This is a genomic window from Pseudomonadales bacterium (assembly GCA_041395945.1).
GTDB lineage: Bacteria > Pseudomonadota > Gammaproteobacteria > Pseudomonadales > Azotimanducaceae > SZUA-309.
Map to the genome: position 1 here is coordinate 1470646 of JAWKZN010000001.1, position 14739 is coordinate 1485384.

The window sequence follows — 14739 nt, forward strand, 5'->3', positions numbered from 1 at the left end:
GGGTCAGAGATAGCAATGGGATTCGACGGTTCGTATCTGATCATCGGGCATCGCGGGGCAGCAGGGCTGGTCCCGGAGAACACGCTGCCGAGTTTCGCCCGCGCTCTCGAACTGGGGGTCGATGCGGTGGAGCTGGACATCCACCTGTGCGAAGGGCGGCTCATCGTCATCCATGACGATACGCTGGAGCGGACGACGAATGGCACCGGCACCCTGGCCTCCCAGACGCTGGCCGCATTGCGCAGACTCGACGCCGGTCAGGGCGCTCAGATTCCCCTGCTCGAAGAGATCCTGGAACTTCTGCCCGGACAGACCGGGATCAATATCGAATTGAAGGGGCCGGGGACCGCCCTGCCCCTGGCGGAACTGCTCAGGGGAATCCCCGATCGGGATCTGCTGGTGTCGAGCTTCGATCATGACCTGCTCGACCAGTTTCATCGGGCCGCTCCCGATATCCGTGCCGCACCACTGTACTCACGCTGGAAGGGCGATCCGATCACCACAGCCAGTCTTTTCGGCGGTGGTTTCCTCAATCTGAGTCGCAAACTGGTGACTGCTGTGCGCTGTCGCGCTGCACAGGCCGCGGGATTGAAGTTGCTCGTCTATACAGTGAATGATCCGCAGGAAGCGCAGCAGCTGTATGCAATGGGCGTACAGGGCTTGTTCACAGACTACCCGGATCGGATCAGGTCTGTCGTTCCAGCCGATCGAGCTCCTTCGCAAGGTGGTACTTCTCGTCTGTGACAATGCTTTCCAGGACCTCGATGCGTTCGCGCAGCGCCGAGAGCTCTGCCGCCACATCTTCATTGACGGAGTATTTGTCCCGCTCGCGCTGGTTTTTCAGATAGTTGTTGAGCACACCGCTGCCACACCCGATGAGCACCACGATGGTGACGAATACGAATACATCCATCTTCTGATCCCTGTAGTTTCAGCCCTGTTATATGCGCCTGTGTTTCATACCAGGCGGGTGTCATCGGCGGTCGGGTCCGGATCCCGCCACATCGGCGGACCGCTGGTCCGACCCGGAGGCCGCCGGCGGTTCGGCCTCGATCCGGTTCAGCTCCCGCTGCAGTTCATACTGGCCGGAGGTGACATGGGATTCCATGCGCCGCAGTTTCAGCTCGATCTCGGCAAAATCCGCCTGGACATTACGCAGCCGATACCTGGGCGTTGAACCGGCATCTTCAAATTTTTCTGCAGCGCGCCCGCCCTGAATCCGGTTTCCCCGTTCAGCCCAAGCGCGCCGGGAACCTCCCTTGCGTCCCGATCCGCCTTCCGCCTTCGGCGGGGTTCCCATCACGAAGTACATGATCCAGTAAGCCGGGAAAACGATACTCGGAAAGAACAGCAACCCGGTCACCGCCATGCAGCGCACGACCCAGGTTTCCATGCCGTAATAGCGGGCGATTCCCGCACAGACTCCGGCAATTTTTTCATTTTCAACATCCCGATACAGGCGGGCACTGCGGCCGGTGGAGCGTTGTGACTGCCAGCGGGCACGGCGGCGGGCCGCCATCCGCTCGGCTGAAGAGTGCCGCTGACTGCGCGCTTCGGGATCGTAGAGATCTTCCTCATCACCGTACTGGCCATATTCGCGCTCGAATCTGGCGGTGGTTTCGTTGAGGAAGCTGGTCGCCCGATCGGCAAACTCGCTGGTCGCTGAGCCCACCACGCCCTGTACAGCCTTTTCGAGTCGATCGATCGCCTGCTGGAACTCGCTGCTGTCGCGCGAGCCACTGTGTCGTCGATCCTGTGAATCTGTCATGCCATTCACTCCGCGTGGAGACGCTTGCGCCAGCCGGGTGTTTCAGCATCGAGTATCGCTTCCAGCGTGTCGATGCGTTCGAGCATCCGGTCGGCATGGGCGGCGAGGGTCTCCAGCTCCAGGCGCTCATCATCCGACAGCGCTGTCTGGGAACGTTGCTTACCCCGGTAGTGCATGAATATCCAGATCGGTGCGACGATCGTGAGGAAAATGACCGTGGGCACAAAGAAGGCCACAACAATACCGTCCATCCTGGCTCCTATGCGTTGGACGATTGATCAGAAGCGGCGGTCCCTGCAGCAGGCTTCGACGCTGATGCGCCGCTCAGACGCGCCTTCAGACTGGCCAGCTGCTCATCGATCTCGACATCTGTCTCGAGATCTTCGATCTCGTCTGAGAGTGTACGCTGGCCCATATCATACGCCTCGACCTGGGCTTCGAGATCATCGATCTTACGCTCGTAACTTTCGAATCGCTGCATGGCGTCGTCGATGTTGTGCGCATTCAACTGGCGCTTCACACCGAGTCGCGTGCTTACCGTCTTGCCGCGGCGCACAATCAGATTGCGTCGTGCCTTGGCATCCTTGATCTTCGCCTGCAGTGCGCCAACGTCTTCATTCATGCGCGCAAGCGACTCGGCAATCAGTTCGAGTTCGGCACTCACCGCGTCCGAGGCTTCCTGTGCCCGGTTGCGCTCAATCAGCGCGCCTTTGGCGAGATCGTCGCGACCGCGGTTCACCGCAACCTCCGCCTTGCGCTCCCACTCGGCGGCTTCGCTGGCGAGGTATTCCTGACGCCGGGCCAGTTCCTTTTTGTCTGCGATGGCGCGCGCCGAGGTACTGCGGACCTCCACCAGCGCTTCTTCCATCTCCTGAATAATCAGGCGCACCATCTTCTCCGGATCCTCCGCCTTGTCGAGCAGGGCGTTGATGTTCGAATTGATGATGTCGCTCATGCGAGTGAAGATGCTCATCTTCGGTCTGCCTCCGTTAATTATGGATCGATGCCGTCGACGTTCGGGTCCAAGGGCATCACGACCCATACCCTTACAGAATCTGTGCCAATTTCAGCTGACACGCTAATTCCTTGTATTCATTGGATATATTCACAGCACCCCTGGACGGCAGCAGGCGCAAATGGTAAATCTCACCACTTGTTGGCAGAATCCCTGGCTCAGTTTCCCGGTACTTGAACATGGCGCAGGAACCCGATCGACTCCTTGGCGAATCCCCCGCATTTCTTCGCATCCTCGAAGAGGTCTCCCAGGTCGCCCCGCTCGACAAACCCGTACTCATCGTTGGCGAGCGGGGGACCGGCAAGGAGCTGATCGCCGCGCGCCTGCACTTTCTGTCGAATCGATGGGAAGGTCAGTATCTGAAAATGAACTGTGCAGCGATCAGTGACAGCCTGCTGGAGACCGAACTGTTCGGCCATGAGGCTGGCTCCTTTACCGGGGCGACCCGGGCACATCAGGGGCGCTTCGAGCGGGCCAATGGCGGCACGCTGTTCCTTGATGAACTGGCCAATACCTCACCCATGGTGCAGGAGAAGCTGCTCAGGGTGATCGAATATGGCGAATACGAACGGGTCGGTGGCAACAAGACCCTGCACTGCGATGTGCGGCTGATCGCCGCGACCAACGAAGATCTGCCGGCGCTCGCTGACGCAGGCAGTTTCCGCAGTGATCTGCTCGACCGGCTCGCTTTTGATGTGCTGACCCTGCCGCCACTGAGAGAACGTGAGCAGGACATCCTGCTGCTGGCCGAATCCTTCGCTGTGAGCATGGCCAGCGAGCTCGGCCGCGAGTACTTTCCCGGCTTCTCCGTCCGTGCCAGAGCCAGCCTGCTGGAATACGACTGGCCCGGCAACGTCCGGGAACTGAAAAACGTCGTCGAGCGCTGTGTGTATCGGCATGACAGCACCGCGGAAGTCGAGACGATCGTATTCGACCCCTTCGACTCTCCTTTCCGGCCGCAGAATCGCAGCGCAGCTTCCCGGCAGCCTGCGGCAGCGACAGGCAGGGCGGAGTTTCCGATGGATCTCAAGGCGTCTGTGCAGGACTACGAAATCGACCTGATCAACCAGGCCATGGAAGCAGCGAAATTCAATCAGCGGAAGGCGGCAGAACTGCTTCAGGTCACCTATCACCAGCTGCGCGGCTATCTGAAAAAATATGATCTGCTGAGCAAGGAATGACTCTCAGCGCAGATGCTCTGCCAGCGTGAAATTACCGGTTGCCTCTTCCCAGGCCCTCTGCAGCACGAATGAGCGATCCAGGCCGAGCGAAACGCCGAAAAACCGGATTGGTTCATAACCGGCGTCCTCAGTGAGCGCATCGCTGCTGCGGACCGACTCAAGCCCGGCGCCTGTTTCCACAGCCCTGCGCCCGATCTCACCCAGCTGGCTGAGAAAACGCTGAAACTGACGGATGCCCGCCGCATCTGTCGTGAGTCCGTGACCGGGAATCACCCGGTCGAAATCCAGTTCGAGTACCCGATCGAGCGTTGCCGGCCAGCCACTGATGGTGCCGCCGGCCTCGAGGTCGATATTCGGGTAGTGCCCGTTGAACAGCAGATCACCGGTGTGGATGACCCGCTCGTCGCTGAATACGACCACCAGATCACCGTCGGTGTGTCCCGGCCCGGGGTGAATCAGTTCGATGCGTTTGCCACCGATATTCAATGTGGCCTGATCTGTGAAGGTTTCGCCCGGCAACAGACGGGCCGCATCGCCGCTCCAGAAGTCGGCGTCGAGCGCCTTGAGGTGCTGCAGCGTGCGCTCGGTGGACATCACAGCGGTGCCTGGTGCAAACGCCGGATTGCCATGGGTATGGTCGAGGTGATAGTGGGTGTTGATGATGAGCAGAACATCCACGCCGGTAAGCTCCCGGGCCAGTTCGCGAATGCGCTCACCCTGAATTGGCAGCGTCATGCTGTCTACGACTACGGAGCCGGTATCCGTTCGCAGCACCGCGACATTCCCGCCCATGCCCCGCAGCACGAAGAGATCCGTGCTGAGCTGCTCCACCTCCAGCGACCGGATGCGGTTATAGACGAGCGCCGCGCCCAGCAGAACGAGGACCAGTACCGCCGCAACCAGGGTTTGCCAGCGCTTCATGATGTCTCCCTGCACTGATTGAATCTGCCATGCGTTCAGGATGAAGCACCGCGATCCGCGTGGCGACACCCTTCAAGGCGTTGGATGAGTTTGGTTCCGTCAGTCTCGCACGGGAACTGTGGCACGGGAACTGCGGAATGCTTATGCAGCCAACCAACAGCACAGAATCAGGCGATTGCCGCATCGTTGTACCATAGCCGACCCCGCAGCAGTCTTGTCAGGGAGTGGTCTGTGACCGTCGAAGTCCGCTACATCGTTGAGGATGTGGAAGCCGCGGTGGCATTCTACCCCGCCAATCTCGATTTCGAAGTGCTGTTCGAGACACCGAGCCTGCGAATCAGGAAGCTCGCACCGGCGGATCTCGAAGACATGCTCAGCGTGTACATGGCTGACGGCACAACCCGGCAGCTCAGCGAACGGGAGCAGGAAGCAGGCCTTAGGGCCGACAACGCCGGCGCACTCGGTTGCTTAGCGGCGCCTTTGGGTTTCTACTGCACGTTCACTCAAGACTGCCAGGATGCCTCATGAAATTCGGACTCATTCCCGTCAACATCGGTGTCGAATCTCTCGAACAGATGACGGGCCTCGCCCGAATGGCGGAAGCCGGTGGTATCGAATCGCTCTGGACATTTGAACACGTCATCGTTCCCGTCGACTATCAGTCGAAATACCCCTACAACCCGAGCGGTAAGATGGGTGTACCCGCAGAAGCCAGCTTCATCGATCCGCTGATTGCATTGACCGCCGTAGCAGCGGTGACCAGCACCATCCGCCTGGGCACCGGCGTCAATATTCTTTCCCAGGTGAATCCGCTTTACATGGCCAAACAGGCTGCCAGCCTGGATCTGCTGTCCGATGGCCGTTTTCTGCTGGGAGTTGGCATCGGCTGGTTGAAGGAGGAGTTCGAAGCGCTCGGTGTCCCCTTCGAACGTCGCGGCGCGCGGTTTGACGACTACGTGGTCGCGATGAAAAAGATCTGGTCCGGCGAAGTCGTCGAACACGACAGTGATTTCATTCACTGGCATGGGTTCAAAAGTTATCCGATTCCGAAGCAGCGTCCGCATATTCCGGTGGTGATCGGCGGAGCCAAAGGAAAGATCTACCAGCGCATCGCCAGACACGGAGACGGCTGGTTCGCCCCGATTGGCAACCCCGCCGAGCTGACAGCAGCGCTCAAGGAACTCAAAGCAGCCTGCGACCAGGAAAAGCGCGACTACAAAGACATCGAAATCACCTGCATGTGGCCGGGAACCGGCGGTGCGCAGGCGGTGGAGGCCCTGGCGCAGGCCGGTGTCTCGCGACTGGTCGTGCCCCTGATGGCGCTGGGTGCAAACCCGGTCGAAGGGGTGCAGAAGCTCATTGAGCAGATCAAACCAATCGCGACGGTCTGAGCTGAGCCTTCTAATTCGCCAGCACGCTTAACTCGCCAGCACGTTTAACTCGCCAGCACGTTCCTGAACTGCCAGGGATCCGTATCGTCTGTCTGCTCTTCGAAGTGGCTCCAGCGATTGGTCAGGGGGTGCCAGTCCGTGTAGTACCGCTCGATCGAGCCGAGATACTGCATCTGCACAGCCAGGCACCGGGTGTGATCCATTTCCTCGGTTTCAACGATACCCGCTGCAGGATTCTCAAGCGCCCAGACCATGCCCGCCAGAATCGCGGAACTCACCTGCAGTCCCGTCGCATTCTGATACGGAGCAAGTCGACGGGTCTGCTCAATGGTAAGTTTCGAGCCGTACCAGAAAGCATTCCGCGCATGTCCATAGAGCAGCACACCCAGTTCGTCCGCGCCCTCCACTACTTCCGTTTCATCGAGGATCAGCTGACGCGTCTGCAGCAGACCGCTGCCGAAAGTCTCATGTAGGGAAAGCACCGCGTCGTTGCACGGATGGTAGGCATAGTGGCAGGTGGGACGGAAATCGGGAGCGCCCGGATCCCCCAGGGTGAAATAGTCTGCGATCGAAATGGCTTCGTTGTGGGTCACCAGAAAGCCGAACTGTGGGCCGGAAGTCGGACACCAGCTGCGTACCCGTATCCCTCCACCGGGGCTTGTCAGGTAGATGGCCGCCTGACAGCCCGCCTGGTGCCTGCGCGCATTCTCCGGAAACCACTTCTCATGGGTTCCCCAGCCGAGCTCGGCAGGCTGGAGACTCTCCGAGAGAAAACCATCAACAGACCAGGTGTTCACAAAGGTGCCCACCGGCTTCGGCTGCCTGGCAACCTGGGTGTCGCGTTCTGCGATGTGCACACCTTTCACTCCGAGGTCCCGCATCAGTTCAGCCCAGTCCCGACGGCTGACGGGCCTGGCAAATTCATGACCCAGGTCCCTGGCAAGCTCCACAAGTGCGGATTTCACAAACCAGGACACCATTCCCGGATTTGCGCCACAGCAGGAGATCGCGGTAGTGCCTCCGGGATTGACGGTCTTTTCCCTGCGCACCCGCTCCCGCAGTGCGTAGTTGGTGCGCTCTTCGAGCGGGCGGGTGGCATCGAAATACAGACCCGGCCAGGGCTCCACCACGGTATCGATGTAGAACACGCCGAGTTCACGGCAATACTTCATGATGTCGAGACTGTCTGTCTCGATTGACACATTCACCACGAAGCCCTGACCCTTCGCGCCGGAAAATATCTGCCGGAGAATCGCTTTGAAGTTTTCTGCAGTCAGCGGCTCCGCGAGCAGTTTTATGTTCCGCTGCTCCAGAAACGGTCGGTGCATGGAGTCCGGATCAATGACCCACAGGCGCTCAGCATCGAATTCAAAGTGACGCTCCAGCAATGGCAATACGCCCCTGCCTATCGATCCGAATCCTATTAAAAGTATCGGACCATCGATCGCCGCATATTTGGGCCAGTGCAGAGCCAATTCGCGATTCTCCTGTTCAAGTGAGCGGAAATATTTAACCGCTGACTTTAACCGATGTACTCGATAATTCGCCAAACGATCGGGAAACCGGTCAAGCGGTTGCTGGCTGACCGGTGGCAGGGTGCACCTGACTATTGCAGAAGAGGCTGATTAGATGTCAGAGTCGTGCGTCCAGGAAGCCTCGAGCAGACAACCACGTGACCGCGGCAGCATCAGCAACAACCATCGGGCGTGCAAAAATCGCCCTGTACGGGCTTGTGAATCTCCCGACCTCCGTGGTCGGCCTGCCCATTGCGCTCTACATTCCTGCCTTCTATTCGCAGAACCTCGGTCTCTCTCTCGCTGCGGTTGGAGCACTCATCGCTCTATCGAGGCTGACTGACGTGATCACCGATCCGGCAATCGGTATCGCGTCGGACCGGTGGAAGACGCGTTTCGGGCGCCGCAAACCCTGGATGGTGCTCGGCATGCCGCTGAAAGTGCTGTCGCTGTGGATGCTTTTCGTGCCGGAGAGCGGCTTTGCAGAATACGTCTGGGGTCTGATGGGTGGAGAGGCGATCACCAATCTGTATCTGTTTGTCTGGATCAGTGCACTCTACCTCGGTTTTACACTGGTCGACCTGCCCTATCGGGCCTGGGGAGCGGAACTGTCCCCCGACTATGACGAGCGCTCCCGGGTTACCGGCTGGCGGGAAGCTTTCGGCTACGGAGGCACCCTGGCGGCACTGCTGATTCCACTGCTGATGTCCACGTTGTTTGATCGTCCGGGCGCCGGCAACGCGCTGCTCGCCCTGGCGGCCTTTGTAGTCGTGCTCATGCCGCTGCTGACTGCGCCAGCGCTGCTGCTGGTGCGGGAGCTTCCTTCGCGATCCAAACCGGCTGCCCCGGTTCCCTGGCGACGGGGGTTGAAAATCGTGCTGCGCAATGGCCCCTATCGCCGGCTAGTCATCAGCCTGCTGTTCCTGGTTGCCGCGGTCAGCATGACCGCATCGCTGTCCTTCTTCTTCGTCGGTTCCGTAATGGAGGAGTCCTTCGAAAGGTACGCGCTCTTCATTCTCGCCTACTATCTGTCGAGCAGCCTCGCGATCCCGGTGTGGTTTGCAGTATCCCGCCGCATCGGTAAACACCGGACCGTCGTACTGGGCATCGTCTGGCTGTCAATCTGGAGTGCTTTCATTCCCCTGCTGGGTCCCGGCCACTACTGGTTGTTCTTCCTCATCATGATGCTCAAGGGCTCGGCCATCGGCGCGCTGGTCTTTCTGCCTGCATCCATGGCCGCAGACGTGATCGACCTGGACACGCTACGCACCGGTGAGCAGCGCACGGGGCTGTATTTTTCACTGTGGGGAATGGTCAACAAAGCAGCCGTAGCCGTGGGGGTGTTTCTCGCGACCAATGGTGTCACCTGGTTCGGATTTGACCCCACCAGCCTCGAGAACACGGCAACCGCAAAACTCGCCGTGGCCTGTCTCTACAGTATCGTCCCGGCAGCGCTGGCCTGTGTTGCATTGCCACTGCTGTGGAAATATCCCCTGACCCGGGTTCGACAGGAGCGGATGCGCAACCATATCGAACGCAGAGACCGGCGTCTTGCATCGTCGCCGGCGGTGGCGATCCCCGCTGCGGACACCGGATCAATCTAACGCTTCGATTTCCTGCTGGTATTTTTTGAAGAGCGCGTAGTTGTGTGCGGTGGTTTCATTGAGGTCCTGTTGAATGCGCGCGGTCTCTATCTGGCCACCCACCCACTGGTGCTCGGCCCAGTTGCCACCCGCACTCTTCACCACCTCCATCTCCGCCGTGGACAGGCGCACTGCACCTCCCACGCCACTGAAGATTTCGGACAGGGAGGGGTCACTGTCGCCTGTTGTCTTCATGGATTCCATCAGCCTTTCCCGCAGGACCTGCGTCTTGCCCAGCGCGTCCACATACGACCGCACCTGCCGATCTGTGAGCCGGCCATCCTCCGGCGGCCGGTAGGTATCCTTCGATGCCGCATCCGCAAATTCCGCCTGGCGCTCAAAGCCGCCGAGCATGCCCCCTGTGACCGGTGCCGTACCATCGGCTCCGGAATCCATCATCGCCGGTCCGAAGACGGGCAGCAGCATGAGACTGACCAGGATATTCACGACCAGCGCCGCGGCGATTGACAGTGCGAAGTGCTTCACCCGTGAACCTTCCGGGATCTCGAGATACAGCGGGAGAAAACGATAGGCCAGGACCAGACTGTAGATGCCCGCAGCCAGACCCAGCAGCCAGCCTAGCCACGGCAGCGGATTGACGGCAGTGCCAATCGCGGCAGGAATGATGGCGAGAGCCACCAGGGCGTAGGCTGCGTCGAACCCCCGCCTTCCACCAAAGACGCCCGCCAGGTAGTCAAATATGAACGCAATGACCAGCGTCCAGGCCAGACCCCAGACCAGCGAGAAAATGAAGATACCGATCGTCAGAGATCCGAACAGGAAGGAACCCCCGGTGACCAGTGCGACGATGGCCGCCACGATGTAGGCCAAAACATAGAGTGGCAGCGTGAGCTGCAGGAACGACTGCTGCCAGGACGCCTCTGTCTCCCGATACGCCACACTGGCAGAGGCCGGGTCACTCAATACGGCCATTACCCACCGCAGCGTGAATTGTGGATCGATCATGTGCTCTCCCTGGTTTTTCTGTGCGTCTGTTTTCCTGTGGGCAGTTTGCAGCGCGTCATTATGTCTGGCTGCCCGATGCCTCTGCCGACATCACCGAATGATGCCAGACCTGACGCGCTCCGCACACAAGGGCGCGGCCACGGGAATGCTGGCTCGCTTTGCTGATCTTATTTAGACTCTCGCCATGTCTGAACTCCGCGATGCGAATCTCATCTTCCGGGCCCTCATCATCACCGGTCTGATTCTGTTCGGCTTTTTCCTTGCTGAACGCTACGATCTGGTCAGCCTTGCGCTGAACGCTGACAGAAGCTACATCTCCTATCTCATCCTGTGCATCTATCTGCTGGCCACGGCGCAATGGCTGTGGTTGTCCTACCGGCTGAGTTCGGAACGCCAGGAATTCAGGCGGCTTGAAACTGCGGTAGCAGCAGATGAGCCTCCCGGCCCGGGCAGCACGGGCTTGCTCGGTGCTTTTCTCGACAATCTCAACAGGAAGCGGGACGCCAACGCCACCGCCCTGCTCGAGGCCTTCGGTGACCAGCTGCTCAATCGCCATGCGCTGGGGCACTTTCTGAGTGATGTTCTTCTCAAGCTCGGGCTTCTCGGCACCATCGTGGGCTTCATTCTCATGCTGATGCCCATGGGAGAGATCAGGGAGTTCGATCCAAGCCTGATGCAGCGTCTGCTGTCCTCCATGAGCGGCGGCATGGCGGTTGCCCTCTACACGACCCTGGCCGGACTGATCACCAGTACTCTGCTCAAAATGCAGTATCACCTGCTGGATGCTTCGGCGGCGGAACTGGTTACCCGACTGGCGGTGCTGGTTGATGTAAGGCTGCAACACGGTGCGCCATAGGGTTTTCGGTCAGCGCGAGTCCCAGGATGCCTTCACCGATCTGCTGTTCAATGCCCTGCTGGGGTTCGCTTTCATGTTCATCGCCGCCTTCGCGCTGATCAGCGATCCGACACAGGCTGGAAAGGTTGACTCCAAGGCTGAAATTCTCATCACCGTGCGCTGGCCCGACAGACATCCGGACGATGTCGACACACTTGTGGAAGGTCCCCACGGAAATCTGGTGTGGTATCACAATCGGGATTCCGGGCTCATGCATCTGGATCGGGACGACCGAGGCCTTTTCGCCGACCGTATCGTTCTCGACGGCGTGGAGGTCTCCAATCCCATCAATCAGGAGACCGTGACGGTGCGGTCTCTGCAGCCGGGCGAATATGTGGTGAATCTCCTGCACTATCAGGCCAACTACAGCGAACGCCTGCCGGTAACCGTCAAGGTCGAAAAACTCAATCCGACCGTAAGCCTCGTGTACTACGGCACCCGGGAACTCACCGGCAGCGGTGATGAACAGACTGCAGTACGGTTCACCATCGGCGCACAAGGCAGTGTGACAGGTACCTCCGAACTTCCCAAACGGCTGCTTACCCGGGCACTGCAGGCCAAACAGTGACAGGGACGGTGATCGGCCTTGCGCTCAGCTATGCGGTGGTCGCCGCCCTGCTGTTGCACCTGAATCTGAACAGTCCGCATGGTCCCTGGATAAAGCTGGCGACCATCCTTCTGGTAACCACGCTCTATGCGGGAACCTGGTTCGGTACCCGGAGCCTGCTCGGCTGGGCATCGCCCGAGTCCCTGGCAGACAACTTCCGGGTTTTGTGGATCGCGCTCGACGATCCTGACAAGTCGACGGGAACACCCGGTGCAATCTACTACTGGGTGCGGAAACTGGATGGCGCAGGACTGCCGGTGGGTGAACCCCGCGCACATCGTATCGCCTGGAGTGAGGCTTCTGCCGAAGCCGCTCAGGAAGCCCTCGAGCGCATGGAGGCGGGTGAGCTCCTCAACGGCCGCATGAGTCGCAATACGGTCAGCGATGCCGAGTCACCGCCTGAAGGCAGTGACCACGCCGGTGAGCGCGCACTGTCTGGAGACGGACTGGACCCACGGCTCATCGAGTTCAGTCGGGTTCCGCCACCCGCACTGCCATCGAAAGGCGTTGTAGAGGATGCTCCTGCCGCTTCCTAGGCAACCGCAGCAAAGACGGCCCGAGTGCAGGGCAGAGTCTGTCAGCCCGTGACGACAGCTGTCAGTTCAACCAGGTCAGCCTCGCCTCTTCCTTGTTGCCCAGTGCAACCTCCCGATCCTCATGCGCGCGTGCCCTAACATACAGGTGCACGCTTTCTGAATCCTCTACTGCCATGACGTCGGCGAAGGACGCCATGCCGTTTCTCGCGAGGAGTCCTTCCAGGACAATCTGATTGAAAGCCTCATGAGAGCCTTCACTCATTCTGCGCAGGTCGGGAATCGAACCACCCGAGCGCACGATGAGACCGTGGCAGAAGGTGCAGTAGGTGTTGTAGAGGCGCTCGCCTCTGGCTATTTCCTCATCACTCGCGTTCACCGGCTGCTGTTCCGGTATGGTTCTGTCCACCGCCGTCGGAATCGGCAGCTCCGCTGCGCCCCCCAGTTTGAACACCAGCATGCGACCCTGATTACCGTAGGTCGTGGAGGCAGCGGTTTTGACCGGGTCCATGGCCTCACCGGCGAAAAGATCGCCCCCGCCACTTCCGGTCAGAATGGCAAGATACTGGGTACCATCGATCTCAAAGGTGATCGGCGGCGCCAGCATCGATGTGTAGGTATTGAACTGCCAGAGTACTTCACCGCTGGCTTTGTCGTACGCGGTGAGATAACCCAGCGCATCACCCTGGAAGACCAGCCCCCCCGCGGTTCCGAGCACGCCACCGTTCCAGTAGTGGGGAATTTCCACCACCCACTTGTCTTCGCCCGTCAGCGGGTCGAAGGCTTTCAGATAGCCCTTCGGTGTGGGCTGGTCATCGAGATTGTCCACGAACAACTGGGCAATGGCACCGAATTCGAGACCCGTGTTCCATCCGCCTGGATTGCGCTTGTACAGACCCGTCTGCTGCCACTGTTCGGACATGCCATAGATCAGCGGATTGTCCTGTGCCGGGAGGTAAACCACCCCGGCCTCGACATCCACCGACATCGCCTGCCAGTTATGTGCACCGAGCGGGCCGGGAAGCACCCACTTCTCGCGCCTGGTGTAATCGAGATCCGGGTTCTCAACCGGGCGTCCGGTTTCGAGATCCACATGAGACGCCCAGGTGACCGTCGCGAAAGGATTTGCCCTCAGGAGTTTCCCATCGCTGCGATCGAGCACGTAAAAGAAGCCGTTCTTCGGCGCCTGCAGCAGCACCTTGCGATCTTTCCCATCCACCGTCATGTCAGCCAGCGCGATGTCCTGCACTGCGGTGTAGTCCCAGTTGTCGCCCGGCGTGGTCTGATAGTGCCACTTCATGACCCCGGTATCCGCATCCAGGGCAACGATAGAAGACAGGAACAGGTTGTCGCCACCGCCGGGAGAGCGGATTACCCGCGTCCAGGGCGCCCCGTTACCGACGCCGAGATAGAGATGGTTGAAGTCCGGGTCGTAAACGATCGAATTCCAGACCGTGCCGCCGCCACCGACCTCCCACCAGTTTCCGCCTTTCCAGGTACCGGCGGCCATTTCCATTTCGGGATGTTCAAAGGGTTTCGAGGGATCACCGGGCACTGTGTAGAAGCGCCATACCAGATCCCCGGTTTGCGCGTCATACGCACTGACATAACCCCGCACGCCGAATTCCGCACCGCCATTGCCGATGAAGATTTTGCCTCGAGCCGCTCTGGGCGCGCCGGTGATGGTGTAAAAACGATCCCGGTCGATGATCGTGTCCTGCTCCCAGACCCTGGTACCGGTGGCCGCGTCCAGCGCGATCAGCCGGCCGTCCAGGCTGCCGACATAGACCCGACCTTCATAAACGGCTACACCCCGGTTCACCACATCACAGCAGGCGCGTCTGCCCCACTCGCCCGGTACTTCGGGATCAAAACTCCACAGTGTCCTGCCCGTCTGTGCTTCCACCGCGAAGACCCGGCTCCATGCACTGGTGAAGAACATGATGCCGTCGACCACTATAGGGGTGGCTTCCTGGGCTCTGTTGGTTCCCATGTCCTTGAACCAGGCCAGACCGAGCTGCTGCACATTTCCTTTGTGAATGCCGGTCAGCGGCGAGAAACGCTGCTCCTCGTAGGTGCGACCGAAGGCAAGCCAGTTGCCCGGTTCCGTTGCCGCCGCATTGATCCTGGCATCATCGATGACACCGATGGTCGGCGGCGGGATTTCCGGTATCGGCACCACAGCCGACGCCGGGTCGGAGCCGGGTGCGGACCGATTGCCTTGCTGGTAGATCGCGAAGTAGTAGACGAGCGCGGCCACGGCAGCTGCCGCAACCCAGATGAAAAGGCGTTGCATGAACCATCC

16 protein-coding genes are annotated in these 14739 nt (G+C 59.9%); 8 read left to right on the forward strand and 8 right to left on the reverse strand.

Annotation, left to right across the window (positions count from 1 at the left end):
• The first annotated feature begins 15 nt into the window (after positions 1-15).
• Entirely contained in the window at positions 16-744 is a 729-nt protein-coding gene (locus tag R3E82_06920; GenBank protein MEZ5550600.1) for a glycerophosphodiester phosphodiesterase family protein, read from the forward strand.
• Here R3E82_06920 and R3E82_06925 read toward each other — a convergent pair.
• Genes R3E82_06925 through pspA form a run of 4 tightly spaced genes read right to left on the reverse strand, consistent with a single transcriptional unit; the run spans position 686 to position 2741 of the window.
• Positions 686-913, reverse strand: a complete 228-nt coding sequence (locus R3E82_06925; GenBank protein ID MEZ5550601.1) for a hypothetical protein — start codon at positions 911-913, stop codon at positions 686-688. The genes R3E82_06920 and R3E82_06925 overlap by 59 nt on opposite strands.
• 60 nt (positions 914-973) lie before the next feature.
• The gene (locus R3E82_06930) at positions 974-1768 is read right to left on the reverse strand and encodes a PspC domain-containing protein (protein ID MEZ5550602.1); all 795 of its coding nucleotides are present in this window, start codon (positions 1766-1768) and stop codon (positions 974-976) included.
• A gap of 5 nt (positions 1769-1773) precedes the next feature.
• The gene (gene pspB, locus R3E82_06935) at positions 1774-2019 is read right to left on the reverse strand and encodes an envelope stress response membrane protein PspB (protein ID MEZ5550603.1); all 246 of its coding nucleotides are present in this window, start codon (positions 2017-2019) and stop codon (positions 1774-1776) included.
• An 8-nt stretch (positions 2020-2027) separates the two neighbouring features.
• A complete protein-coding gene (gene pspA, locus R3E82_06940; protein MEZ5550604.1) occupies positions 2028-2741 on the reverse strand; it encodes a phage shock protein PspA in 714 nt (237 codons plus the stop codon).
• A 221-nt stretch (positions 2742-2962) separates the two neighbouring features.
• Between pspA and pspF the strand changes: the two genes are divergently transcribed.
• Positions 2963-3964 carry a phage shock protein operon transcriptional activator gene (gene pspF, locus R3E82_06945; GenBank protein MEZ5550605.1) on the forward strand — a complete coding sequence of 334 codons (1002 nt, stop codon included), beginning with the start codon at positions 2963-2965 and terminating at the stop codon, positions 3962-3964.
• 3 nt (positions 3965-3967) lie between these two features.
• Here the strand turns inward: pspF and R3E82_06950 are convergent, their stop codons facing one another.
• The gene (locus R3E82_06950; protein MEZ5550606.1) at positions 3968-4885 is read right to left on the reverse strand and encodes an MBL fold metallo-hydrolase; all 918 of its coding nucleotides are present in this window, start codon (positions 4883-4885) and stop codon (positions 3968-3970) included.
• Positions 4886-5116: 231 nt separating this feature from the next.
• Between R3E82_06950 and R3E82_06955 the strand changes: the two genes are divergently transcribed.
• Together R3E82_06955 and R3E82_06960 are read left to right on the forward strand one after the other, a co-directional pair.
• A complete protein-coding gene (locus R3E82_06955; GenBank protein ID MEZ5550607.1) occupies positions 5117-5413 on the forward strand; it encodes a hypothetical protein in 297 nt (98 codons plus the stop codon).
• The gene (locus tag R3E82_06960; protein ID MEZ5550608.1) at positions 5410-6276 is read left to right on the forward strand and encodes an LLM class F420-dependent oxidoreductase; all 867 of its coding nucleotides are present in this window, start codon (positions 5410-5412) and stop codon (positions 6274-6276) included. The genes R3E82_06955 and R3E82_06960 overlap by 4 nt, the downstream gene beginning before the upstream one ends.
• A 44-nt stretch (positions 6277-6320) precedes the next feature.
• On the opposite strand, the gene R3E82_06965 is transcribed toward R3E82_06960, so the two are convergent.
• Positions 6321-7751 carry a saccharopine dehydrogenase C-terminal domain-containing protein gene (locus tag R3E82_06965; GenBank protein MEZ5550609.1) on the reverse strand — a complete coding sequence of 477 codons (1431 nt, stop codon included), beginning with the start codon at positions 7749-7751 and terminating at the stop codon, positions 6321-6323.
• A 197-nt stretch (positions 7752-7948) separates the two neighbouring features.
• Here R3E82_06965 and R3E82_06970 point away from each other — a divergent pair, with 197 nt between their 5' ends.
• Entirely contained in the window at positions 7949-9394 is a 1446-nt protein-coding gene (locus R3E82_06970; GenBank protein MEZ5550610.1) for an MFS transporter, read from the forward strand.
• Here R3E82_06970 and R3E82_06975 read toward each other — a convergent pair.
• Positions 9386-10399 (reverse strand): Yip1 family protein, encoded by a 1014-nt coding sequence (locus tag R3E82_06975; protein MEZ5550611.1) that lies wholly within the window; start codon positions 10397-10399, stop codon positions 9386-9388. The two genes, R3E82_06970 and R3E82_06975, sit on opposite strands and share 9 nt — an antisense overlap.
• A 184-nt stretch (positions 10400-10583) precedes the next feature.
• On the opposite strand from R3E82_06975, the gene R3E82_06980 reads away from it, so the two are divergent.
• Genes R3E82_06980 through R3E82_06990 form a run of 3 tightly spaced genes read left to right on the forward strand, consistent with a single transcriptional unit; the run spans position 10584 to position 12437 of the window.
• Positions 10584-11255 (forward strand): MotA/TolQ/ExbB proton channel family protein, encoded by a 672-nt coding sequence (locus R3E82_06980; protein ID MEZ5550612.1) that lies wholly within the window; start codon positions 10584-10586, stop codon positions 11253-11255.
• Complete coding sequence (locus tag R3E82_06985) at positions 11245-11862, forward strand: hypothetical protein (GenBank protein MEZ5550613.1); 618 nt, start codon at positions 11245-11247, stop codon at positions 11860-11862. The genes R3E82_06980 and R3E82_06985 overlap by 11 nt, the downstream gene beginning before the upstream one ends.
• A complete protein-coding gene (locus R3E82_06990; protein MEZ5550614.1) occupies positions 11859-12437 on the forward strand; it encodes a hypothetical protein in 579 nt (192 codons plus the stop codon). The genes R3E82_06985 and R3E82_06990 overlap by 4 nt, the downstream gene beginning before the upstream one ends.
• Positions 12438-12498: 61 nt before the next feature.
• On the opposite strand, the gene R3E82_06995 is transcribed toward R3E82_06990, so the two are convergent.
• Complete coding sequence (locus tag R3E82_06995; protein MEZ5550615.1) at positions 12499-14730, reverse strand: PQQ-dependent dehydrogenase, methanol/ethanol family; 2232 nt, start codon at positions 14728-14730, stop codon at positions 12499-12501.
• Positions 14731-14739 lie beyond the last annotated feature (9 nt).